The 23,200-nt window shown below is 65.8% G+C and carries 23 protein-coding genes and 1 pseudogene; 17 read left to right on the top strand and 7 right to left on the bottom strand.

From position 1 onward, the window contains the following. Positions 1–58 precede the first annotated feature (58 nt). Both ACWDTI_RS00120 and ACWDTI_RS00115 read right to left on the bottom strand, forming a co-directional pair. Complete coding sequence (locus tag ACWDTI_RS00120; RefSeq protein WP_449736003.1) at positions 59–874, bottom strand: mycofactocin-coupled SDR family oxidoreductase; 816 nt, start codon at positions 872–874, stop codon at positions 59–61. A gap of 31 nt (positions 875–905) precedes the next feature. After that, the gene (locus tag ACWDTI_RS00115; RefSeq protein WP_449736002.1) at positions 906–2,144 is read right to left on the bottom strand and encodes an NADH:flavin oxidoreductase; all 1,239 of its coding nucleotides are present in this window, start codon (positions 2,142–2,144) and stop codon (positions 906–908) included. A 228-nt stretch (positions 2,145–2,372) separates the two neighbouring features. On the opposite strand from ACWDTI_RS00115, the gene ACWDTI_RS00110 reads away from it, so the two are divergent. The 3 genes from ACWDTI_RS00110 to ACWDTI_RS00100 all read left to right on the top strand — a co-directional run bounded on the left by ACWDTI_RS00110 (position 2,373) and on the right by ACWDTI_RS00100 (position 4,153). Beyond that, complete coding sequence (locus tag ACWDTI_RS00110) at positions 2,373–2,936, top strand: flavin reductase family protein (RefSeq protein WP_449736001.1); 564 nt, start codon at positions 2,373–2,375, stop codon at positions 2,934–2,936. After that, complete coding sequence (locus ACWDTI_RS00105; RefSeq protein ID WP_449736000.1) at positions 2,933–3,193, top strand: hypothetical protein; 261 nt, start codon at positions 2,933–2,935, stop codon at positions 3,191–3,193. The genes ACWDTI_RS00110 and ACWDTI_RS00105 overlap by 4 nt, the downstream gene beginning before the upstream one ends. Before the next feature lie 90 nt (positions 3,194–3,283). Further along, on the top strand, positions 3,284–4,153 hold the full coding sequence (locus ACWDTI_RS00100; protein ID WP_449735999.1) for an alpha/beta fold hydrolase: 870 nt from the start codon (positions 3,284–3,286) through the stop codon (positions 4,151–4,153). Between the two features lie 47 nt (positions 4,154–4,200). Here the strand turns inward: ACWDTI_RS00100 and ACWDTI_RS00095 are convergent, their stop codons facing one another. Beyond that, the gene (locus tag ACWDTI_RS00095; RefSeq protein ID WP_449735998.1) at positions 4,201–4,890 is read right to left on the bottom strand and encodes a Dabb family protein; all 690 of its coding nucleotides are present in this window, start codon (positions 4,888–4,890) and stop codon (positions 4,201–4,203) included. Further along, positions 4,883–5,230 (bottom strand): hypothetical protein, encoded by a 348-nt coding sequence (locus ACWDTI_RS00090; RefSeq protein WP_449735997.1) that lies wholly within the window; start codon positions 5,228–5,230, stop codon positions 4,883–4,885. Before ACWDTI_RS00090 ends, ACWDTI_RS00095 begins: the two co-directional genes overlap by 8 nt. 111 nt (positions 5,231–5,341) lie before the next feature. Here ACWDTI_RS00090 and ACWDTI_RS00085 point away from each other — a divergent pair, with 111 nt between their 5' ends. Next, complete coding sequence (locus tag ACWDTI_RS00085; protein ID WP_449735996.1) at positions 5,342–6,013, top strand: PadR family transcriptional regulator; 672 nt, start codon at positions 5,342–5,344, stop codon at positions 6,011–6,013. Positions 6,014–6,061: 48 nt separating this feature from the next. Here ACWDTI_RS00085 and ACWDTI_RS00080 read toward each other — a convergent pair whose 3' ends face one another. Both ACWDTI_RS00080 and ACWDTI_RS00075 read right to left on the bottom strand, forming a co-directional pair. Beyond that, positions 6,062–6,838 (bottom strand): IclR family transcriptional regulator, encoded by a 777-nt coding sequence (locus ACWDTI_RS00080; RefSeq protein ID WP_449735995.1) that lies wholly within the window; start codon positions 6,836–6,838, stop codon positions 6,062–6,064. Positions 6,839–6,971: 133 nt separating this feature from the next. Beyond that, positions 6,972–7,652 carry a TetR/AcrR family transcriptional regulator gene (locus ACWDTI_RS00075; protein ID WP_449735994.1) on the bottom strand — a complete coding sequence of 227 codons (681 nt, stop codon included), beginning with the start codon at positions 7,650–7,652 and terminating at the stop codon, positions 6,972–6,974. 87 nt (positions 7,653–7,739) lie between these two features. Here ACWDTI_RS00075 and ACWDTI_RS00070 point away from each other — a divergent pair, with 87 nt between their 5' ends. The 8 genes and pseudogenes from ACWDTI_RS00070 to ACWDTI_RS00035 all read left to right on the top strand — a co-directional run bounded on the left by ACWDTI_RS00070 (position 7,740) and on the right by ACWDTI_RS00035 (position 16,582). After that, a complete protein-coding gene (locus ACWDTI_RS00070) occupies positions 7,740–8,594 on the top strand; it encodes an SDR family oxidoreductase (RefSeq protein ID WP_449736480.1) in 855 nt (284 codons plus the stop codon). A 150-nt stretch (positions 8,595–8,744) separates the two neighbouring features. Continuing rightward, on the top strand, positions 8,745–8,888 hold the full coding sequence (locus ACWDTI_RS00065) for a hypothetical protein (RefSeq protein WP_449735993.1): 144 nt from the start codon (positions 8,745–8,747) through the stop codon (positions 8,886–8,888). A 4-nt stretch (positions 8,889–8,892) separates the two neighbouring features. Continuing rightward, a pseudogene (locus tag ACWDTI_RS00060) lies at positions 8,893–9,589 on the top strand (LLM class F420-dependent oxidoreductase); the annotation flags it as partial. A gap of 25 nt (positions 9,590–9,614) precedes the next feature. Further along, positions 9,615–9,851: a nuclear transport factor 2 family protein gene (locus tag ACWDTI_RS00055; protein WP_449735992.1), complete on the top strand. Its 237-nt coding sequence runs from the start codon at positions 9,615–9,617 to the stop codon at positions 9,849–9,851. Between the two features lie 287 nt (positions 9,852–10,138). Then, complete coding sequence (locus ACWDTI_RS00050) at positions 10,139–11,398, top strand: ABC transporter substrate-binding protein (RefSeq protein ID WP_449735991.1); 1,260 nt, start codon at positions 10,139–10,141, stop codon at positions 11,396–11,398. Positions 11,399–11,437: 39 nt separating this feature from the next. After that, positions 11,438–14,263: an ABC transporter permease subunit gene (locus tag ACWDTI_RS00045; protein ID WP_449735990.1), complete on the top strand. Its 2,826-nt coding sequence runs from the start codon at positions 11,438–11,440 to the stop codon at positions 14,261–14,263. Further along, entirely contained in the window at positions 14,260–14,979 is a 720-nt protein-coding gene (locus ACWDTI_RS00040) for an ABC transporter ATP-binding protein (RefSeq protein WP_449735989.1), read from the top strand. Before ACWDTI_RS00045 ends, ACWDTI_RS00040 begins: the two co-directional genes overlap by 4 nt. 121 nt (positions 14,980–15,100) lie before the next feature. Further along, on the top strand, positions 15,101–16,582 hold the full coding sequence (locus ACWDTI_RS00035; RefSeq protein WP_449735988.1) for an FAD-dependent oxidoreductase: 1,482 nt from the start codon (positions 15,101–15,103) through the stop codon (positions 16,580–16,582). Between the two features lie 87 nt (positions 16,583–16,669). Here the strand turns inward: ACWDTI_RS00035 and ACWDTI_RS00030 are convergent, their stop codons facing one another. Next, entirely contained in the window at positions 16,670–17,704 is a 1,035-nt protein-coding gene (locus tag ACWDTI_RS00030; RefSeq protein WP_449735987.1) for a LacI family DNA-binding transcriptional regulator, read from the bottom strand. A gap of 209 nt (positions 17,705–17,913) precedes the next feature. Between ACWDTI_RS00030 and ACWDTI_RS00025 the strand changes: the two genes are divergently transcribed. The 5 genes from ACWDTI_RS00025 to ACWDTI_RS00005 form a co-directional block, all read left to right on the top strand. After that, on the top strand, positions 17,914–19,080 hold the full coding sequence (locus tag ACWDTI_RS00025; RefSeq protein WP_449735986.1) for a Gfo/Idh/MocA family protein: 1,167 nt from the start codon (positions 17,914–17,916) through the stop codon (positions 19,078–19,080). 418 nt (positions 19,081–19,498) lie between these two features. After that, complete coding sequence (locus ACWDTI_RS00020; RefSeq protein ID WP_449735985.1) at positions 19,499–20,452, top strand: sugar phosphate isomerase/epimerase family protein; 954 nt, start codon at positions 19,499–19,501, stop codon at positions 20,450–20,452. Positions 20,453–20,616: 164 nt separating this feature from the next. Beyond that, a complete protein-coding gene (locus ACWDTI_RS00015; RefSeq protein ID WP_449735984.1) occupies positions 20,617–21,633 on the top strand; it encodes a substrate-binding domain-containing protein in 1,017 nt (338 codons plus the stop codon). Between the two features lie 24 nt (positions 21,634–21,657). Next, entirely contained in the window at positions 21,658–22,716 is a 1,059-nt protein-coding gene (locus ACWDTI_RS00010; RefSeq protein ID WP_449735983.1) for an ABC transporter permease, read from the top strand. A 5-nt stretch (positions 22,717–22,721) separates the two neighbouring features. After that, positions 22,722–23,200 (top strand): ATP-binding cassette domain-containing protein (locus ACWDTI_RS00005; RefSeq protein WP_449735982.1); only part of this gene is annotated, 479 nt, incomplete at its 3' end.

Here is a 23,200-nt window from a genome sequence, read left to right as displayed (position 1 = left end):
GCACAACGGATCGAGCCCCGCACCGGGCGAATCGGTGCGGGGCTCGTGTGGGATGTCCTCAGCGGGCGTTGAATCCGGCGTCGACCGGGAACGTGACGCCGGTGACATACCTCGCGGCATCGCTGACCAGGAACGCGATGGCGTTCGACACGTCGATCGGATCTATGAACGGTACCGGCATCAGGTTGCGGATCGCGTCGAAGTCGGCGTTGGGATCGCTGTAGAACTGCTCGACGATCGGATTCTGGATCATCGGGGTCGCGACACCCGTCGGGTGAATCGTGTTGACACGGATGTTCTTCGGACTCAGCCAGTTCGCGTAGTTGCGCACCAGGCCGACGACACCGTGCTTGGCGGCGGTGTATGCGGCGTTCACGCCGCCCATCCCGCCGGTGCCCTTCAGGCCCTGGCTCGAACTCGTGATCACGATCGATCCGCCCTCGTTGGCCAGCAGGCTGGGCACCGCGGCCTCGACCGTGTTGTGCACGCCGTTGAGGTTCACGTCGATGACATCGAGGAACGCCTGATGTGAGGTGATGGTGAAACCCAGTGGCATGATGCCAGCATTGGCCAGCACGATGTCGGTGCGGCGTCCGAGCTCCGACTCACTGGCGGTCAGTGCTGCGGCGATCGCGTCGGGATCGCGAACATCGGCCTGTGTCGCAACGATTCTCCGGTCGAGGGCCTCGACCTCTTTGACGGTAAGTGCGAGGTCGTCGGGTGTCGACATGTCGTACTCGACGGTGGGGATCTGTCGGCAGATGTCGATGGCGATGATGTCGGCGCCTTCGCTCGCGAGCTTGATCGCGTGACTGCGGCCCTGTCCTCGTGCCGCGCCGGTGATGAACGCGACCTTTCCCTCCAAAGTGCCCATATTGGTTGTCCTTTCGATCGGGGCGGTCGGGTCAGTGCTCGACCAGTTCGACGGCCGGCGCCGCACCCGACGTGGATGCCGACGCGGATGAGAATGAGGGTGGAGCAAGCACGCAATGCGTGCCGTGGAAGATGGTCGGCATGCACTTGTTGCAGTGGATACACAGCGATTCGGTGCGTTCGTCCGCGGTGATCTTGTTGATCAGATCCGGTTCGCGTAGCAGTGCCCGGGCCATGGCCACGTACTCGAACCCCTCGGCCATCGCGGTGTCCATGTCCCGCTTGTTGGTGACCCCGCCGAGAAGGACGAGGGGCATCTCCACGTTGGCGCGGATCTGACGTGCGGCCTCGAGCATGAACAGGTTCTCGTAGGGATAGCTGTGCAGAAAATGCTTGCCAAATGCCTTGATACCCAACTTCATCACCGGCGGCATGATTCCTGCGAACTCGGTCAGCGGAGCGTCACCCTTGAACAGGTACATCGGATTGAGCAGTGAACTGCCGATGGTCAATTCGATGGCGTCCAGATTACCGTCGTCCTCGAGCCATTTCGCGACCTGGATGGCCTCGTCGAGCCAGAAGCCTCCCGGCACACCGTCGTCCATGTTCAGTTTCGCGATGACCGCGATCGAGTTGCCCGCCGCCTTGCGCACCTCGGCGGCGGTCTCCCGGACGAGACGTGCCCTCTTCTCCACGGTGCCGCCGTAGGCGTCGTCACGGTGGTTGAGTACCGGACTCAGAAATGAACTCGCAAAGTAGTTGTGCCCGAAGTGGATTTCCACCGCATCGAACCCGGACTCGATGGCCAGTCGGGTGGCCTGGCCGTGCGCGAGGCGAACGCGCTCGATGTCGGCGAGGGTGGCGGCTCGCACCATCCGCATGCCGAGCGGGGTGAACCGGCGGGATGCACTGATGGCGGGGTAGCCGGTCGACTTCTCGTTGGCGACCGGGCCGGCATGGCCGATCTGGGCGGATATCGCGGCGCCCTCAGCGTGGACGGCATCGGTCAGTCGACGCAGCCCGGGCACCGCCTCGTCGCGCATCCAGAGTTGGTCGGCCTCCGTGCGGCCTTCGGGGGCGACTGCGCAGTACGCGACCGTGGTCATACCGACCCCGCCGGCGCCGAGTTGGCGATGGAACTCGATGAGTTCGTCGCTGACCAGTGCGCCGGGCGTCATGTGTTCGAACGTCGCCGACTTGATGACGCGATTGCGCAGGGACACCGGTCCCAGGCGCGCCGGCGCCAGGGGATCGGGAACGGAATGTGACACACGGGGCTCCTTGGAACGAGGGCTGAGCTGAGCTGTGCTGCACACGGTATGTGGCCGGAGCCACAGCAGGTCCCGGATTTCCTACTGAGTGGACGGTTTCGTTCGTCGCCGAACGATCGCCGATCGGTACCGAAGTGCGTGTCCCGGCCAACGGGAGATGACCCACCCGGCACCACACGGCGGGGGTTATCGTTCCCGTCACATCCTTCCGGCGACGAGGAGCAGGCGATGACAGCGACCACGCACCAGGGTTCGGTGCTCGGTGGCGTCCCGGCCGCCGACGAACTCCCGGGGATCGACGGTGCGCAATTGCGCAGTGTGCTGGGTCGTTTCGCGACGGGGGTGGTCGCGATCATCGGCATGGACCCGAAGTCCGACACCCCCGCCGGCCTCGCGGCGAACTCATTCACGTCGGTGTCGCTCGACCCACCACTGGTGGCGTTCTGCGTCGCGCGAACGAGCACGTCGTGGCCGGCGATACGCACCGCGCGCCGATTCACGATCAACATCCTGTCCGGGTCCCAAGAACAGATCTGCCGTCAACTGGCCGCGCGCGGCACCGACAAATTCCGCGGCGTGGCCTGGGTGTCGTCACCGTCAGGGGCTCCTGTTCTCGTGGATTCCCTGGCCTGGATCGAAGCAGAGGTCGCAGCCGAGCACGAGGCGGGCGACCACACCATCGTCGTCGCACGCGTTCGGCACCTACATGCCACCGACCTCGAGCCGTTGGTGTTCTTTCGTGGTCGCTACGGTCGGGTCAGTGCACAACCGGAGGCAGGGGATCAGCGATGACGATGAGACCGCTCGAATGTGAGCAGTGTGGCCGTCGGGTGCAGGTGGAGAAGTTCAGTGCCGTGCACACGTCGATCCAGTGGATGTCGGATGCGGCCGAGTGCCCATTGATCGCCGCCGGACATCATGGGCTCGGCGACGCTGCGCGTGAGTGTCCGGCGCTGCGCCGCAGCATCGATCACGCGGTACGGGACGAGCTGTTGCCGGATTCGCGGATCGAGCTGCCCGTCGGCGCGCGGATTCCGCGCCTGCACTGAGTCGGCACGCGCCGGGCAGTCCCCGAGAACCAGTGCCGCTCAACGGGAACAGCGGCAGGCCACGGCATGAACCGATGGCATTCTCGTCGCATGACGACGCACATCGACACTCATACCGTGCCCGAGCTCCGCGAGCTGCCGACGCCGCACGGCACCCTGCGTTACCGCGAAAGCGGTGAGGGGCCGCCCCTGCTGCTGCTGCACGGATCGGGGCCGGGGGTGACCGGCTGGCGTAACTTTCGGGGCAACCTGCCGGCGCTGGCCGAGCACTATCGCACGCTGATCCTGGAGTTCCCGGGGTTCGGCGTCAGCGACAGTTTCGGAGCACCGCATCCGATGGTCTCCGCGCGGTCCGCGGTCACCGCATTCCTCGATGGACTCGGTCTCGATCGTGTTCGACTGATCGGTAATTCGATGGGCGGCTTCGTCGCCACCGATTTCGCGTTGTCGGCTCCCGGCCGCGTGGAAAAGCTCGTCACCGTCGGTGGCGCGGGAACCAATCTGTTCGGTCCGCAACCCGGTGAGGGCATCATCCGGCTGAGCGAGTTCGTGGAGAATCCGACTCGGGAGACTCTGATCGCGTGGCTGCACTCGATGGTGTACGACAAGGCTCTGGTCACCGACGAGATGATCGAGGAGCGGTGGGAGCAGGCGACCGATCCGGAGACCCTGGCGGGTTCGCGCGCCATGTACGGCACTGCCGCACTCGAGCGGATGACCGCGGCGATGCGCGACTCCGATGCCACGCCGGGATGGGCCAATCTGCGGAAGTTGTCTGTGCCCACGCTGATCACCTGGGGCCGGGACGATCGGGTCAGTCCGGTGGACATGTCGATCATCCCGATGCGCACGCTGCCGTTCGGCGAGGTGCACATCTTCCCGAACTGCGGTCACTGGGTGATGATCGAGCAGAAGGCGGCCTGGGAGGCCACGGTGCTCGGATTCCTCGGGCGGCGTTAGACATCGGTGCCGCTCGGTGTGATCACACGCCGGGAGGCGCCGGCGCATCAGTGTTCTCGGACCGATGACAATCGGGTCGGCCCCATGTCCAACAGTGGCGCGTCGAGTCGGCAGAAGCTATGGCACACGCGGTCTTTCACGATGCAGTTCGGATTCTCCGGATCGAACCACTGGTCGACGTGTGCCCAGTGCACGGGATGGTTCATGTACTGGCCCATCAGTCCGTCGAGATCGGTGAACTCCTGTTCCCACACATGGGTCCACGGTGAAGCGCCCGTGGCGACGGTGACCGGGCTCAACTGCCAGGCGATCATCGTGTCCATGTGGTGCGGCATGCGCAGCAGCGAGCGTTCGAAGTCGGCCACGTGTTCTGGCGATGCCGAATCGTCGACGCGCAACAGCAGCGTGCGGTACACGGTGCCCGCGAAGGCATCACGTCGACGACCACACCATGTCCGTGGGCCGGCGTGGTACTCGACGCCGTCGACATGGGCGATCAACGGACCGGTGCCGGCGGCGTCGACACCGTCGCGGCGCAGTTGCCAGTCCGCGGGACTGTCGAACTGCAGGTGGACGATCAGGTCGCCGCCGTTTCGGACCCCGGGCAGGGTGCGCTCGACGAGCATGCGGTCGGGTGCCGCCGCCGTGGCGGCCGCCGTCAGGCGTTTGGTGACGATCGTGGCCGCTGCGTCGTCGGCGGGATCGCCCAGTCCGATGAGACGTGTGACCTCATACATCGCAGAGTCCTTCCACATCCGCGGCTGCGGCCGCCATGGAACGACTGCGTCGAACGATCAACGGCGCCACCGACTCCCACCATTGCACGGTGCTCAGGTCGTGGCGTCCCCTGATCGCGGCGTGCCACCACGCGGCGGGCCCGGCCACCGTCCACAGGGCGGTCACGGTGGTGGGCTCGTCGTCGAGCCACACCGGGGGGCTCACGAGAACGCGGTCGAGGGTCAGTCCACGGTCGACGGCGCCAGGTGCGTACTCACTCAGGTAGGCGTCGATGAACTCACGGCCTTTTCCGGGTTGCAGCACGACCTGATCCACGACATAGATGGTGCGGTCGTTCATGATGCTCACGCTATCGGGGGGCGAGCCCATCCGGGTCCGGTGATTCCCGGTGGCCGGGAGAGCTGTCGGGTTCCGCGAATCGTGAAGAATCCGTTGGTAATGTGCCGGGACATGGATGCCGAATCCGATGCCTATCCGACCCTGCCGGCCACCAGTTGGGCGGTGCTCGGCATGCTGGCATTCGGTGAAGAACTGACCGGCAACGATCTGAAGAAGTGGGCCGACTGGAGTATCGGATTCTTCTACTGGAGCCCGTCGGTGAGCCAGGTCTACGCCGAGCTCAAGAAGCTCGAGGACCAATCACTCGTGACGTCACGGGTGATCAACGACGAAGGTGTGCGGGGCCGCCGGGTCTACCGCATCACCGATACCGGCATCGGCGCGCTCCGCAACTGGTCACGCCAATCCGAAGTCGACCTTCCGGTGCTCAAACACGGTGTGATGCTTCGACTGTGGATGGGCCATGTGCAGGAACCGGACGATCTCAAACGAATCGTGCACGCGCACATCGAGAATCTCCGGGACAGCGCCCGTCGCGCCGGGCTGCACGCCGATCATTCCGATGCGGAGCCGGGCTGGGCGTTCTCGCAGATGAGTCTGCGCTGGGCTCAACGGTATTACGACGCCGAGGTCGCGCTGGCGGAACAGCTGCTCGACGACATCGACGCGGCGGCCGAACGGTATCGCGGTAGCGCCGAGCATGACAGCAGGGGCATGCCGGTGCCGCGTCATCCGGGCGTCTGGCGCGCACTACCCGACGACGCGGCCTCGGACCCTGAATGATCCCGCGGTCGCGGCCGGGTGGGCGAGCAGGGAGCACGGTGCGGTGGCTCAGCCCTCCGCCCGTACCCGGGCGGCTGTGGGCAGTGAGCGCAACATGTTTCGGCGCTGCAGCGTGGGCGTGACGCGGACACCGCCGGACATCGTCCGCCAGATGGCACCGGCGGTCAGACGCACCGGTGCGATCATCGCCGAGTCAAAGGTCATGTCCCGCAGCGGTCCGCAGATCGATACCGCCGTCGTGGCCTCGCCGATCGGACCGATCGGCGAGGCGATGCAGCCGAAGCCGCTGAGGGACGTGTTGCGCTCACACGCGACACCGCGTTCTCGTATCAGGTCGTCGCCGGGCTCTTGCCCGCCGCTGTAGGCCAGCAGGGCCTTGCCGAGCGCAGACTGGACCGCAGGCCGGCGTCCGCCGATCCGGGTCGGGACGTGCGCGGCCAGCTGGCCGCCGATCTTGTCCAGGTAGACGACGTCCGTGCCGTCGAGCACGGCGAGATGCACGACCATGCCGGTGGCGCGGTACAGATGTTGCAGATGCTCGACGGATGCGGCGTGGACGCGATCCTGATGCACCGCCAGCGACCCCAACTCGACCAGTCGGATGCCCAGGCTGTAGTTGCGACCCTCGCGACTCAGCCACCTGAGGGCCACCAGACGATCGAGCATCCGATGGGCCGACGATCGGGGCAGTCCGGTGCGCAACACCACCTCGGCAAGGCTCAGACTCCCGCGCCCGTCAAACGCGTCGAGGATCAGTGACAGCCGATCCAGGATCGCGCTCGGGGCGGACTGCGCATCGAGGGCGAGTTCTTGCGTGGCGGTCATGTCGGTGCTCCTGTTCTGGGGCTGTATCGCTCTGACATGGCTATTTCAATTAGGAATTGTGTCATATGACGTGCTCGTTGTGAAGCGGGTCACCAGAACACGAGGGCGGTGGCAGGTCGACGGTGAGCCGCGGTCATCGGCTTTCCGGGCTGCCAAACCTCGTGGGTCGGGTGCCGTCACGTTCCGGGTCTGTGGGCATGGCCTGGGGAAGTCCGACGGGCATCCATCTCAGCATCTCGTCGACAGCGTCGGCGGAGTCGCCGACGGCACCCGCGTCGGCCCACTCGGTGAGCGCGGCAAAGGCGACGGCCTGGTAGGCCGTGGCGAGTGCGCGGCAGACGGCTTGTGGGACCTCGGGAATCCGCTGGGCGATGTACTCCGCGATCGTGTCGATCCACGGTTGGTACGCATGCTGTGCGCGCGCAGCGAGTTCCGGCTCGTCGGAGATCAGGCGTAGCCACTTGTGGCCGACGCGGCGAACCTGCGGATGTCGTGATGTGGACTCGACGACGGCCTCGCGAAGGGCCGTCGACAGCGGCGTGTGCGGGGGAGTGGCCCGCAGCGCATCGCGAAGCCGTGTGGTGGCCGAGTCGACGCCGACCCAGGCGATATCGGCCTTGGTGGGGAAGTGTCGGATGAGTGTCCGCGTGCTGATTCCGGTTCTCTTCGAGAGATCCGACCAGCTCGTGGAGGCGAAGCCCTGTTCCGACCACGCCTCGATCGCGGCCTCGGACACGGCCGCGGCATCCAGGATGCTGGGCCGGCCGCGCCCGCGTCGCGCAGGGGATGTGTTCCCCGTCGGATCGCTGGGCATGTGTTCAGGACAACATTTTTGGCGTAGTGTGTCAAATATCGATCGGCAACGGGTTGCCGATCTTCGTGGATTGCAGAGGTGGGGATGGTGGGTGTCTACGCGGTGACCGGATCGGCGTCCGGCATGGGCCGTGAGGTTGCGGAAAAGCTTCGTGGCCAGGGGAATACGGTCATCGGGGTCGATCTCGGGGACGCCGAGGTGATCGCTGACCTGTCCACCGCGGACGGCCGCCGGGCCGCCGTCGAAACAGTGCTGGAGCGCTCCGGTGGGCACCTCGACGGGGCCGTGTTGGCGGCGGGGTTGGGGCCGACTCCCGGCAAGGATCGGCCCCGGTTGATCGCGGAAGTGAACTACTTCGGGGTGGTCGAGCTGTTGGAGGCGTGGCGGCCGGCCCTGGCCGCAGCGACCGACGCGAAGGTGGTGGTGTTCTCGAGCAACTCGACCACCACCACACCGGCGGTACCCCGCCGCGCCCTGAGGTCGTTCCATCGTGGCGATGTCGACGGCGTGCTCAAGGCTGTGCGGATCTTCGGACGTAACGCACCGGCGATCACCTACGCGGCGTCGAAGATCGCGGTGAGTCAGTGGGTGCGGCGTCATGCGGTGACTCGCGACTGGGCGGGTGCTGGCATCCGACTCAACGCTCTCGCCCCGGGTGCGATCATGACCCCGTTGCTCGAGAAGCAATTGTCGACTCCCGCAGAGGCGAAGGCGATCAGGAGCTTCCCGGTGCCCATCGGCGGCTTCGGAGATGCCGGCCAGTTGGCCGACTGGGTTGTGTTCATGCTGTCCGATTCGGCCCAATTTCTCTGTGGCAGTGTTCTCTTCGTTGACGGCGGCTCCGACGCCTACTTCCGGTCCGACGATTGGCCGCGGTCGGTTCCGCTGCACCGGATCGTCGGCTACCTGCGGCGGTTCCGCGGTTTCGCACCATTTCGGTAGGGGATGTCCGTCCGAAGGTGCCCACCATCCTCCCGTTCGACGACTGGTGATCGCGCCGATATTCCCGTCCCATTCACCGGGACTCTCGGCACACCACCACGGTCGCGACGACCACCATCCCAATGACCACCACTGGAGGGGATGCGATCCGTGACCGACCTGAAGCACTACGTCCCCCGGTGTCGCGAAACGTTCCGGGCCAACCGTGCCGAACTGCTTCTCGAATCCTACGCGGCGATGCAGAGACTCTTCGCCAAGCGCGACACCGAACTCGTCGACACCCGACGCGGCTGAACCGATGCGCATCGGCATCACGAGTCCGATCGTCACCCGGTTCCCGGGCGCCCACGCCGCCTGGGAGGCCGATGCCGGGATCGCCGAGCTGGCCGAGATCGCCACGACCGCAGATGAACTCGGATTCGAGTATCTCACCTGCAGCGAGCATGTCGCGGTACCGAACGAGATCGCCGCGCAACGCGGCGGCACCTATTGGGATCCGTTGGTCACCTTCGGTTTTCTGGCCGCGCGTACTCGGCGCATCAGATTGCTCACGCAGGTGCTGGTCCTCGGTTATCACCACCCACTCGAGATCGCCAAACGCTTTGGGACGTTGGATCTGGTCAGCGGTGGACGACTGACAATCGGCGTGGGGTCGGCTCGTTGCGGGAGGAGTTCGAGCTGCTCGGCGTACCGTTCGACGACCGCGGTCCCGCGCCGACGACGCGATGCGTGCGCTGAGGTGCGCGCTCTCGACGAGCACACCCGACTATCGCGGCGAGTACCACTCGTTCGGCGACGTCATCGTCGACCCCCATGCGGTCCAGGACCGGGTGCCGTTGTGGGTCGGCGGGCGTACCGCTCGATCACTTCGGCGGGCGACGGAACTCGGCGACGGGTGGGTGCCGTTCGGACTGTCGCACAGCCGGCTGCGCTCGATGCTCGACGCGATCGAGGTGCCACCGGGCTTCGAGGTCGTGCTCTCGGCCGGATCCCTCGATGTGCGAACCGATCCAGGGTCCGGTGCACACCACCGTCGACGGTGACACCGCCACGGCGGCAAGCTATTCGCTGTTGATCCTGCATCGGCCGGACGGATTCTTCGTCGAGCGGGCGACGGCGCATCACTGGGAACTCGTGCGCACCGAATCCGGCTGGCGGGTCAACCGCCGCACCAGCCGAGCGCTCGACGGCGCGGAGGACGCACACCGCCTGCTCGCTGCCGCGGTACGCGGTCAGCCATTCGCGCCGTCGCGCTGACACCCTCCGCGGCGTACCGTGACCGGTCTCTGACGGCACCACTGGCCGTGTCAGGGACTGTTTTCGTTTGTCAGGCAAAGGGTTCGACGATCGCTCGCCGTCGATCTGCGATCTCTCGCGCGAGTCTCCCGGTGAACGGGAAACGGTCACCGGATGCCGCTCCGGTGTCCGCAGACTGACCATTGCTGCCACCTTCAGGTGATGTGCATCACGCGAGGTATTCGATGTGACCGGCACCGTGTCGATCACGCGGCGCTCGCTGTTCTTCATGTAAGGAGTCCTACGAAATGAAACTCGGCGGTCTGGTTCGCCATCGGCGAACCGTTGCCAGTGTCAGTGCACTGGCGCTATTCGGCACGCTCGGTGCGACAGCATGCAGCAGCAGCTCATCGGACGAAGGCAGCAGTGCCGCGTCCGCACCCACCACAACGCTGCCGGCCAACGCGGCCAAGGGTACCCCGATCAAGATCGGGTTCCTGTCCAGCGAGGGCGGCGCCGCGGTCTCTCTGCCCGAGTACCGGGAGGGCGCCGAAGCCGCAGTCAAGTACGTGAACAACAACGGCGGCGGGCTCGCCGGGCATCCCGTCGACCTCGTCGTCTGCAAGCAGCAGGAAGACCCGACGTCGGCGACCGCCTGTGCCAACCAGTTCGTCGAGGACAAGGTCGCGGCCGTGTTGACCGGGGGCACGTCGATGGGGCCCGCCGTGGTTCCGATCATCACCGGCGCAGGCATCCCATACGTCACGCTCAACGGCACCTCTGCTGTCGAGTTGACCTCGCCGGACGTGGCCGCACTCTCGGCGGGACTTCCGGGCACTCTCACCTCCGTGGCCACAGCCTCCAAGGAGAACGGCATCAACTCCGTCACGATCTTCGCGAGTGACGGCGGCGGAATGGGCAACATCATCAGCCAGATGGGTGCGCCGATCTTCAAGGGCTTCGGTGTCGATCTGAAGGTGGTCCCGATCCCGCTCGGCGTGCCCGACCCCACCCCGTTGGTCACCAGCGGCCTGTCGTCCAAGCCCGGCGGCATCAACATCATCGCCGACCCGGCCACGTGTGCATCGGTGCTCAAGGCGGTACAGACCACCGACCCGACCGTGAAGAAGATGCTCATCCCGCCGTGCCTCGACCCTTCGGTCACCAAGGTGGTCGGGATGGACACCGTCAAGGGGCAGATCGGACTCACCGCCACCGATTACCTTTCGGACAAGCCGGATTCGGTCCTGTACCGGTCGGTGATGGCGCAGTATGCCCCGGACCTCTCGGTGACCGGTCCCGGCTCGTCGGGCTACCAGACGCTGCTCGGATTCGTCCGCGCGACGAACAGCGTGACCGGTGATCCCACGCCCGCCGCCCTCAAGGCGGCCCTGAAGTCGTCCAAGAACGTCGAGATGCCCGCCGGTGGCGGAATCACGTTCACCTGCAACGGCACTGCCGTCCCGCAGATGCCGTCGATCTGCTCGAGCCAGATGCTCTACGGCACCATCAACGACCAGGGTGTGCCGGTCGATCTGAAGCTGACGGGCCAGGCGCCGGCCGCCTAGTCCCTCAGTCCGAGGCCACCGTTTAAGGAAATCACCACCATGACAGACCATCTCGCTTATCTCGTGCTCGGTCTCGGCAATGGCGCCGTGTACGCGGCGCTCGGGCTCGCGCTCGTGATGACGTTCAAGAGTTCCGGCGTCGTGAACTTCGCGACCGGCGCCGTCGCCCTGTACACCGCGTACACCTATGTCCTGCTGAGGACGGGAGAGCTGATGGTCCCGATCCCGGGCCTCCCCAAGACGGTTGACCTCGGTCAGCCGCTTGGGGTGGCACCGGCCATGGCGATATCCCTCGTCATCGCGGCGATTCTCGGAATACTCTGCTACGCACTGATCTTCCGGCCCATGCGAACCTCGTCGGTGGTCGCCAAGGCGGTGGCCTCGATCGGGTTGATGATCGTGCTGCAAGCCGTGATCGCCCAGCGCGTGGGGACGCAGCTCCCGCTTGTCGAACCGATCTTCCCTCTCAAGACCATTACGATCGGGGACAGCCCGGCACCCACCGACCGCATCTGGCTCGCCGTCGCGATCGTCGCGATCGCCGTCGCGGCAGGACTCATGTTCCGGTTCACCCGATTCGGCGTCGCCACCGAGGCCGCCGCGGAATCGGAGAAAGGCGCCTACCTCACCGGTCTGTCGCCGGACAGGATAGCGTTCAGCAACTGGGCGTTGTCGTCGGTGGTCGCCGGGCTCGGCGGCATCCTCATCGCCCCGTTGGTCTCCCTCAATCCCGTTGCCTACACGATGTTCATCGTGCCGGCGCTGGCCGCAACCCTGGTCGGCAACTTCTCGTCGATCGCGCTGACCGTCACCGCGGGCATCGTCATCGGCAGCCTGCAGGCCGAGGTCACCAATCTGCAGGGAACATTCGACTGGTTTCCCAAAACCGGTATGTCCGAGGCAATCCCACTGGTCCTGATCCTCGGGTTTCTGGTGTTCAAGGGGCGTCCGCTGCCCGACCGGGGTAGCGTCGTCCGGCAGGCGCTGGGCCGTGCGCCCCGACCGGCACACGTGTTCCTGCCCACCGTGATCGCGGCGGGGGTCGCCGTCGTCGCCCTGCTCGTCACCTCGGGCAGCTACCGGGCCGCCATCGTCACCAGCATCATCTTCGGCGTGCTGGCCCTGTCCCAGGTGATCGTCACCGGCTATGCCGGTCAGGTGTCGCTGGCGCAGTTGACGCTCGCGGGGGTATCGGCATACGCGCTCAGCGCGATCAACACCCATCTGGGGATTCCGTTTCCGTTCGCGCCCATCCTCGCCGCGCTCGTCGCCACGGCGATCGGCGTCATCGTCGGTCTCCCCGCACTGCGGGTGCGCGGGCTCCCGTTGACCGTCGTCACACTCGCACTGGCGGTGTTCCTCGAGGCGTTCTGGTTCCGCAATCCGTCGTTCAACGGCGGCGTGAACGGTTCGCCGATCGACGCGCCGAGTATCTTCGGCATCAACCTCGGCATCGGTGCGGGGGAGAACTATCCACGAATCGCGTTCGGACTGCTGTGTCTGGTCACGCTCATCATCGTGGGTCTCGGTACCGCGTGGCTGCGTCGCAGCACGCTCGGTACCGACATGCTCGCCGTTCGGGCCAATGAACGCTCGGCCGCCGCCACCGGCATCAACGTCGCGCGAACCAAGTTGGCGGCCTTCGCAATCGGGGCGTTCGTCGCCGGACTTGCCGGGTCCTTGATGGGTTACCAGCAGACGTTGGCCACCCCCGAACCGTTCACGGTGTTCGTGGGCATCACGCTGTTCGCGGCCATGTACATCGCCGGCATCACCTCGATCACCGGCGGCATCCTCGCGGGTGTGCTGGCCCCGGGCGGTGTGCTCTACCTCCTGGTGGACCGATTCCTGCATCTCGGTGAGTACTACGCGATGATCAGCGGCATCCTGCTGATCGTCACCGTGGTGGCCAACCCCGACGGCGTCGCGTCCAAACTGCCGGCGGTGCCGTGGCCGTCGATCCCGAACCCGTTCCGTACCAAGCATTCCGGTACGGCCGACGCGGCGGTGCCGATCCCGGCCCCGGCGGCCGGCGAGTCCGGCGTCGACGAGTCGGCGGAGCCCTGTCTGCAGATCCGCAACATCGGTGTGCGATACGGAGCAGTGCAAGCGGCCGAGGATGTTTCGTTCGATGTCCGCCCCGGCGAGATCATCGGTCTGATCGGACCCAACGGTGCGGGCAAGACGACGGTCATCGACGCCATCACCGGTTTTGCCCGTGCGTCCGGCGAGGTCATCCTCGGCGGCGAGGACATCAGTTCGCTGCTGCCGCATCAGCGGGCGCGTCGCGGACTGGGCCGCAGCTTCCAGGACGTCGAACTCTACGACGACCTGTCGGTCGCCGAGAACGTCACCGTGGGTGCGAGTCGGTCGTCCTCGACTGAGGATGTGGCACAACGGGTTCACCGGGTGCTGTCGATGGTGGGGCTCGACGACGCCGCGGAGGCGGAGGTGGCGACCCTGTCGCAGGGACAACGCCAGCTGGTGTCGGTGGCCCGGGTGCTTGCGGCGACGCCGAGGGTCGCGTTGCTCGACGAGCCGGCAGCCGGACTGGACAGCACCGAGAGCCAATGGCTCGGTGAGCGTCTGCGCATGGCCCGCGACGCCGGCATCTCGATCCTGATGGTCGACCACGACATGGATCTGGTGCTCTCGATCTGTGACCGGGTGGTGGTCCTCGACCTGGGCAAGGTCATCGCATCCGGGACCCCGGCCGAGATCCGATCCGACGAGAACGTCGTCCGCGCCTACCTCGGAATGCCCACCGGGGATATCGATCTCGACCACGAGGCGATCCCGGAGCTGGCGGCACCGGAATCCGATCCCGTCACTGCGCCGGCCGATACCGAGGAGGTCATGTCGTGAACGCCCTGGATTGTCGCGGTTTGAGCACCGGCTACTTCAAGCAACGTCCCTGTGTGCGCGAGGTCGACTTGGCCGTCGCTCCCGGCGAGATCACCTGTCTGCTCGGCCCGAACGGTGCCGGGAAGACCACGCTGCTCCTGTCGCTGGCCGGACTCCTGCCGCGCTTCGGAGGGACCGTCGAGGTGGACGGCGTCTCCGTCGGTTCCGGTCATCCCCGAGACGCAGTACGCGCCGGGATGGTGCTCGTGCCCGACGACCGGGCACTGTTCCGGCAACTGTCCACGGTCCAGAATCTCCGTCTGGCCGTGCCGCAGCGTGCGCGTCGCGCCGACGCCGTGGATCAGGTGGTCGACCTGTTCCCGGCATTGGAGAAACGCCTGAAGGTCGACGCCGGCCGGCTCTCCGGCGGCGAGCAGCAGATGCTCGCCATCGGACGCGCGATCGTGCAGCGACCCAAGGTGTTGCTGATCGACGAACTCAGCATGGGTCTCGCGCCGGTGATCGTCGACGAGATCCTCGGCGTGCTGCGTCGCCTCGCCGCCGACGACGGATTGGCCGTGGTTCTGGTCGAACAGCATGTACATCTTGCGCTCGGAATCGCCGACCGGGCAACGGTATTGGTCCATGGTTCGGTCGTTGTCGACGACACCGCGGCCTCGCTGCGCGCCGACCCCCATCGAATCGAGCGAGCCTACCTGACCGAGGCCGTGGCGTGAACCCGGTTCTCCTCACATCGATTCCGGGCTTCCCGCTCTCCGGGAGACACCCTTGCGGTGTGCCCGGCCCGGTCGGCAGAGTCGGCCGGGTCCGCTAACCGATTCGGTGGAGGCCCATCCCATGTCGACGTCAACATCACTTCGACCCGTTCCCGCCGAACAGATCACCGTCTGGGACCACGAGGCCGATGTGGTCGTCGCCGGATACGGGGTGGCCGGTGCCGCGGCCGCAGTCGGCGCAGCCCAGAGCGGGGCGGATGTCCTGGTGCTGGAACGAACCGGGGGATGGGGCGGTGCAGCCGCGATGGCCGGCGGTTTCATCTACCTCGGTGGCGGTACGCCCCTGCAGAAGGCATGCGGATTCGACGACACGGTCGACGCCATGAAGGCGTTCATGAAGGCGGCACTCGGGCCCGGTGTCGACGAGGCGAAGATCGACGCCTACTGCGAGGGCAGCGTCGAGCACTATCACTGGCTTGTCGACGAGTGCGGGGTGCCGTTCAAGGACGCATTCTGGGCAGAGCCGGGCTGGGAGCCGCCCGGCGACGAGGGGCTGATGTACTCGGGTGGGGAGAACGCGGCGCCGTTCGACGCGACCATTCCGCCCGCGCCACGCGGCCATGTTCCCCGGATGCCCGCGGCGGAGAAGCACACGAGCACATCCAGGGGCGGCGGCTACATGCTCATGAAGCCGCTCACCGACCTGGCCGCGTCTCTCGGTGTGCGTTCGGTGTACGACGTGCGCGCCCAGAGCCTCATCGTCGACTCGAGTGGTCGAGTGGTCGGCCTTCGGGCGACGCAGTACGGCCGGGAGATCGCGATCCGGGCCCGCAACGGAGTTGTCTTGGCCACCGGCAGTTTCGCGTACAACCAGACGATGCTCGAGTCCTTTGCGCCGCGGCTGATCAATCGGCCCGCCGCTTCGATCGAGGAACACGACGGGCAATCCATCCGCATGGCACAGGCACTCGGCGCCGACCTGGCACACATGGACGCCACCGAGGTCGCCATCTTCTGCAATCCGCAGCTGTTGGTCCGCGGAATCCTGGTCAACGGCAAGGGACAGCGATACATCAACGAGGACACCTACCCCGGCCGCATCGGACAGGCGACCCTGATCGAGAACGACAACCAGGCGTATTTGATCATCGACGAGGCGTCGTACGAAGAGGGCATCGCCCGCCCGTCGTCGAGTGCCGCGATCGCGGCGCCGCTCAAATGGGTGGGCGAGACGGTCGAGGAACTCGAAGCCGACATGGGACTGCCCGCGGGATCGCTGCAGGCGACCGTCGAGGTCTACAACCGTCATGCCCGCAACGGCGAGGATCCGTTGTTCGGCAAGCAGTCCGAATGGGTGAAGCCGCTCGGCTCACCGGTCGGTGCGATCGACCTGCGCGGGATGACCGGCGGCTTCACGCTGGGCGGCCTGCGCACGACCGTGGACTCGGCGGTGCTGCACGTCTCCGGCGACCCGATCCCCGGACTGTTCGCGGCCGGTCGCTGCACGGCCGGCGTCTGTGCCGGCGGATACGCATCCGGCACGTCACTCGGCGACGGAAGCTTCTTCGGTCGGCGGGCCGGCATCGCCGCGGCGCGGGGTTGAACCCCTCGATTCCAGTTCATCCCCCTGCTTTGCGAGAACCCTCCGCGAGCTCCTGGAGGGTCTTTGGAGATCAGGGGGAAGAACCATTCACCGCAGCGCCGAAGACGTCTTGCCCACCCGCAGCACCGGATCCAGTAGCGTGACCGTCCGCGACGAGTCCGGATCGGCGATCCGCGCCACAAGTCGTTGCACCGCAAGCTTTCCCATGTCGGTGTAGTTGTTGTCGATGGTCGTCAATCCGATGTAGCCGAGGCGGGCGAGGTAACTGTTGTCGTAGCCGACGACGCTGAGGTCGTCGGGGGTGCGCAGCCCGAGGGTTTCGGCGAACGACATGGCGATCACCGCGGCGTAGTCGTTGTTGGCGAGGATTGCGGTGGGTCGATGCTCTGCGCCGAGGAGCGCGGCGGCCGCCGACTGGTCCCCGGACTCCGAGCGATCGCTCACCTCGACCTGAATGAACTCGTCGAGGCCGTGGCGATGCATCTCCTCGCGATAACCGGCGGTGCGCAGGTCGGCGGCGCGGCCGGTGCCCGCCAGATGGGCGATCCGCCGGTGTCCCAGTGCCACAAGATGTTCCACCGCACGGGCCGCACCCGTGCGGTCGTCGCCGGTCACCACGTCGACATTCGGCAGGTCGGGCTCGCGCCCGGCGGCCACCACTGTCGGCAATTGCCGGGCCGTCGCGAGTAGATGCGCGGCCGGTGGAAGCGTTCCGAGACAGAGCAATCCGTCGACCCGCGCCTCCACGAACGCGTCGAGGACCGAGGCGTCGTCGTCGAGGCCGAAGTCCTCCGACAGGAACAAGCTGAGTCCCTGCCGCGTCAGCTCGGCGCGAACCGCGGCGAGCAGATCGATGAACCAGGGGTTACGGAGGTCCGACAGGACCGCACCCACGGTGTGGGTCCGTTGCTGAGCCAGTGCGCGGGCCGCGCCGTTGGCGCGGTATCCGAGCTCCTCGGCTGCGCGCAGCACGGCCGCCCGGTTGGCCTCGCTGGCACCGGGTTGACCGCGCATCACCAGCGACACGAGAGACTTCGAGACCCCCGCACGCGCGGCGACGTCGACGATCGTCGGACGGCCGCTCCGGGCGGCGGTGGTGGACGGGTCGCCGGATCTACTCACCGTGGCGCCTTTCTCTCAGTGGTTCTGGACATCAGCTTGGAGCGGTCCAAAACTATTTGTGCAGTTCATTGGCAAGTGTAGAGCAATTACACCCGGGCTATTGACGGAATGCTGTGGCCTAACTTACATTGAATGCCTGGAACGCTCCAAGTGTCCAAGTTTCGAAGCCAATCGAATACCGATCCCCACAGAAAGCCGAGGTCTCACCCATGTCTTCCCGTCGCACCCTCCGCGTGGCACTCGTCGGGGCCGGCGCCGCCGGCCAGGCCCACGCCTTCGGATTCCGCAACGTCTCCATGGCCGCCGGACTCGAGTCGGTCGACGTCGAACTGGTCGCGGTCGTCGATCCCAATGTCGAGTTGGCCCGTCGCACCGCTGATCGCTACGGCTATCGCGAGGCAACCGCAGATCTGCAGAGCGTGCTCGACGATCCCGCGATCGACGCGATCAGCGTGGCCCTGCCCAACAGCGTGCACGCCGAGGTGCTGCCGGCGATCCTGCGTTCGGGCAAGCACGTGCTCGCGGAGAAACCGATCGGCCGCAACGCCGCCGAGGCCGCCGAACTCGTCGAGTTGGCCGAGGCGTCCGACGCAGTGACCGGCGTGGGATTCTCCTTCCGCCGTCTTCCCGGGCTGGCCGCGGTCCACGACGCGATCGCCGACGGCGCCATCGGCTCGGTCCGCAGCTTCACCGCGTGGTACAACGCCGACTACGGCGCCGACCCGCAGGCCCCGTTCGCGTGGCGCTACACCAAGGAGGCTGCCGGCGCCGGCGCGCTGATCGACATCGGCACCCACGCGATGGACACCGTGCAGCATGTCGTCGGACCGATCCGCCGCATCGTGTCGGCGACCCTGCACACCGCCATCACCGAACGGCCGATTCCCGGCACCGACAAGACCGGCGTCGTCGACACCGACGACATCGCTCTGCTCACCGTCGAAACCGAAAGCGGCGCAATCGGACAGATCCACGTCAACCGCATCGCCATCGGCATCCCCAACTCGCTGGGCATCGAGGTGCACGGCGAAAACGGCCACGCCCGTTTCGATTCCATCTCCGCCGGCGAGTTCCACATCCACCTCAACGAGGGACCGGCAACCATCGCAGGCCCGCGTCGGGTGTTCACCGGCCCGCAGCACCCGTACTTCTCCGACGTCGCCGCCATGCCCGGTGGTGGAGTAGGTACCGGGTACGCCGAGGCATTCGTCGCCGAAATCCAGCACTTTGTCCGCTGCATCCTCGCCAACGAGCCGATGGACACCAGCTTCCCGTCCGCGCTGCGCGTCATGCGGGCCGTCGACGCGGCGCAGGAGGCGGCCGCCGGGGGCCGCGCGGTCGAGATCGACGCGCCGGTCGGCAGCCTTTCCCGCTGATCGAGTAAGCGAGGAGCGCCAGCGACGAGCGTATCGAGATCACCCGCCAGGCGATCTCGATACGCGGGCTCGCAAGCTCGCTCGCTTACTCGATCGGCGTGAGGCTCGCTTCGCTGCTGCGGCGCTTCCCATTTCGTTGATCGAGTAAGCGAGGAGCGCATCGAGATCCTGCCGTCCCCCCGTTGATCGAGTAAGGCTCCGAGCGAAGCGAGGCGCCGCATCGAGATCCACCGATACTTTCCGTTGATCGAGTAAGGCGAGGAGCGCATCGAGATCCGCTGACACTTTCCGTTGATCGAGTAAGGCGAGGAGCGGCATCGAGATCCGCTGACACTTACCGATGATCGAGTAAGGCTCCGAGCGAAGCGAGGCGCCGCATCGAGATCCACCGAACCCACCCCAACCGATTGGACCACAGATGAATTCACCGCTCACCGACACCACACCCGCCGTCGCCGACCCGACCTTCTCCCGGCTCAGCCTCGGCACCGCACCCGATTCGTGGGGCATCTGGTTTCCCGACGACCCCAAGCAACCGCACTGGAGCACCTTCCTCGACGAGGTCGTCGAAGCCGGCTACCGCACCATCGAACTCGGCCCGTTCGGCTACCTGCCGACCAATCCGGAACAGCTCAAGGACGAACTCGGCAAGCGGGGACTGTCGCTGACCGGCGGAACCGTCGGCACCGCATTGCATCGTGGCCCGGACGCGCTCGAGCAGGCTCGCAAGGATGCCTTCGATGTGTGTGACCTGTTGTCGGCCATGGATGTCCACCATCTCGTGACCCTGCCCGAGCAGTACACCGACCTGCACACCGGTGCACTGACCCAGGCGGCGGAACTCTCGGCCGACGAGTGGCGCAACCTGGTCGACGGGCACTCCGCACTCGGCCGCGCGGTGACCGAAACCTACAACGTGACACAGGGTTTCCATCCGCACGTGGACACCCACGTCGACACACAGCGGTTCATCGAGAAGTTTCTCGACGACACCGACCCGCAGGCCGTGTCGATGTGCCTCGACACCGGCCACGTCTCCTACTGCTCCGGCGACAACCGGGAACTGATCGCCCAGTACCCCGACCGCATCAGCTACATCCACCTCAAGCAGGTCGACCCGGGTGTCGCAGCCAAGGCACGCGAGGACCATGTCGGGTTCTACGAGGCCGTCCAGCGTGGCGCGATGGTCGAACCGCCCCTGGGGGTTCCGACGATGGAGCCGCTGCTCGCCGATCTGGCAGCCCTGAACAAGGATTTGCGCCTGATCATCGAACAGGACATGTACCCGGCCCCGCCGGGCAGTGCCAAGCAGATCGCCATCCGCACCCGCGACTATTTCGCCAGTATCGGGCTGCTGCCCGCCGATAGCTGAAAACCTGAATCCACCCATGTTCTTCGTCGATGCCAAACCGCTTGCCGCTGGTCGAGCAAGTGACGAGCGTAGCGAGGAACGCATCCAGTGGGTCGAGTAAGCCCGGCGACGTAGGAGCCGAGCGCATCCTAGACCGAGACCAACGCTCAACGAAGGAGCCGACGATGAGAACACCACAGCGACGCAACCGCGTCCTGACCGCCGCCGTCGCCATCACCGCGACGTCCCTGATCGCCCTGACCGGTTGCTCGAGCACCGGCGGCAAACCCGACAGCAGCGGCAGTGGCGGCGGGACCGGCGGTACCGTCAACACCCCGCGCTACACCGTCGCCATGATCACCCACGGAGTGCCGGGCAACGCATTCTGGGACCTGGTGCAGAAGGGCGCGGAAACCGCTGCGCAGAAGGACAATATCGAGCTCAAGTACTCGGCCGACCCGCAGGCCCCGAACCAGGCGAATCTGGTGCAAACGGCAATCGACTCCAAGGTCGACGGTATCGCGGTGACCCTCGCCAAGCCCGACGCGATGGCCCCTGCAGTGGCCAAGGCCCGAGAGGCGAATATCCCTGTCGTCGGACTGAACTCGGGCTTCGACCAGTGGAAGGCCATGGGCGTCCAGCAGTTCTTCGGGCAGGACGAGAACATCGCGGGTGAGGCAGCCGGCAAGCGCCTGGCCTCGGAGGGCGCCAAGAATGTCCTGTGCATCGTCCACGAGCAGGGCAACGTCTCCCTCGAGGCACGCTGCAGCGGAGTCGAAAAAGGCATGGCGGGAACCGGGTCCGTCGAGCGACTCAACGTGAACAGTGCCGACATGCCCTCGGTCAATGCCGCGCTGACCGCCAAGCTCCAGCAGGATCCGTCGATCGATCACATCATCGCCCTCGACGCGTCGATCGCCCAGACCGCGGTGGAGGCCAAGGGATCTGCCAACAGCAAAGCTGCGGTCGCGACCTTCGACACCAACGCCGCGCTCGTGGACCTGATCAAGAGCGGGCAGGTGGAGTGGGCCGTCGATCAGCAGCCGTACCTGCAGGGCTACCTTGCAGTGGACTCGCTGTGGCTCTACCTCACCAACGGCAACACCATCGGCGGCGGCGCTGCGGTACTGACCGGGCCGGCATTCATCGACAAGACCAATATCGACGCCGTCGCGAAGTACGCGAAGGCCGGCACTCGCTGATCGCCGGCGGGAAGGGACATTTCGATGAGTACACAGACAGATCTTGACCTCTCGACCCACAAGGTGGTCACTGATGAGCGGGTGAAGCGGCAGAAGCCGTTGCAGCGGTTGTTGGTTCGCCCGGAGGTGGGTGCGCTGTTCGGGGCGGTCGCGATCTTCATCTTCTTCTTGATCGTGGCCCCGCCGTTCCGCTCCCCGGAAGCCCTGGCCACGGTGCTCTACGCCAGTTCGACGATCGGGATCATGGCGTGTGGGGTGGCGGTGTTGATGATCGGCGGCGAGTTCGACTTGTCGACCGGTGTCGCGGTCACCTTCGCCTCCCTGGCGGCAAGCATGTTGGCCTACAACCTGCATTTGAATGTGTGGCTGGGTGCGGCGTTGGCGTTGGTGTTGTCGCTGAGTGTCGGGTTCTTCAACGGCTATCTGGTGATGAAGACCAAGATCCCGTCGTTCCTGATCACGCTGTCGACGTTTTTGATGATCACCGGTATCAACCTGGCGGTGACCAAGTTGGTGACCGGTCAGGTCGCGACCCCGTCGATCGCGGACATGCAAGGGTTTGATTCGGCGCAGAAGGTGTTCGCGTCCTCGTTCACCGTGTTCGGGGTGTCGGTGCGGATCACGGTGGTGTGGTGGTTGCTGTTCACCCTGTTCGCGACGTGGCTGTTGATGCGCACCCGGATCGGGAACTGGATCTTCGCCGTCGGCGGTAACCAGGACTCGGCACGGGCGGTGGGTGTGCCGGTGACCGCGGTCAAGATCGGCATGTTCATGTTCGTCGGGTTCTGCGCCTGGTTCGTCGGTATGCACCTGCTGTTCGCGTTCGACACGGTGCAATCGGGTCAGGGTGTGGGTAACGAGTTCTTCTACATCATCGCCGCGGTCGTCGGCGGCTGCTTGTTGACCGGCGGGTATGGGACGGCGATCGGTGCGGCGATCGGCGCGTTCATCTTCGGCATGGTCAATCAGGGCATCGTGTATGCCGGGTGGAACCCGGACTGGTTCAAGTTCTTCATGGGCGTGATGCTGCTGTTCGCGGTCGTCGCCAACAATGCTTTCCGTAACTACGCATCCAAGAGGTGACAGTGATGAGTTCTGCTATCGAAACCAAACCCGATTCCGACTCCGCCGGCGGCAAAGTGCCGTTGATCGAGTTGAAGGATGTGGGCAAATCGTATGGGGCGATCATCGCCTTGAAGGGGATCAACCTGCGCGTCAATGCCGGTGAGGTGACCTGTGTGCTCGGTGACAACGGTGCCGGCAAGTCCACCCTGATCAAGATCATGGCCGGGTTGCATCAGCAGACCGAGGGCCAACTGTTGATCGACGGCGAGGAGATCAAACTCGACTCCCCCAAACACGCCCTGGAAACCGGGATCGCCACGGTCTATCAGGATTTGGCGGTGGTGGGGTTGATGCCGGTGTGGCGTAACTTCTTCCTCGGCCAGGAACTGCGCAAGGGTCCGTTCAGATCGTTGGACATTCAGGCGATGCGCGCGACCACAAAGGAAGAACTGTTCAAGATGGGCATCGACCTGCCCGACGTGGATGCCCCGATCGGCAGTCT

This window comes from Gordonia sp. NPDC003424 (assembly GCF_053588655.1).
Note: the sequence above shows the minus strand (reverse complement) of the source record. Positions and strands in the feature narration are given on the sequence as shown.